This window comes from Paraburkholderia sp. SIMBA_027 (genome assembly GCF_046535315.1).
Lineage (GTDB): Bacteria > Pseudomonadota > Gammaproteobacteria > Burkholderiales > Burkholderiaceae > Paraburkholderia > Paraburkholderia tropica.
The window spans coordinates 1-288 of sequence record NZ_JAWRWY010000349.1 but is presented as its reverse complement, the minus strand read 5'-3'; the positions used below and the strand labels follow the sequence as shown (position 1 = coordinate 288).

Below are 288 nucleotides of genomic sequence, written 5' to 3'. Positions count from 1 at the left end.
ACATCGCTTGGCGTCAGCTGGAACTTCTGCAGTTTGTAAGGATCCAGCCAGACGCGCATGGCGTAGCCGGAACCGAAGATATTGATGCTGCCGACGCCTTCGAGGCGCTGCACCTGATCTTCGATCGAGTTCGAAACGATGGTGCCGAGATCGACGGAGGAGCGCTTGCCATCGGTCGAAACCAGCGAGCCGACGAGCAGGATGCTCGAGGTAGAGCGCGTGACGCTGATGCCGGCGTCGATGACGTCTCCCGGCAGCTGCGACTGGACGAGCTGCAGCTTGTTCTGC

Annotated in this window: 1 protein-coding gene; it reads right to left on the bottom strand. The window is 60.8% G+C overall.

The window, feature by feature from the left end:
• Positions 1-288 (bottom strand): efflux RND transporter permease subunit (locus tag SB764_RS39370; RefSeq protein ID WP_410866661.1); only part of this gene is annotated, 288 nt, incomplete at both ends.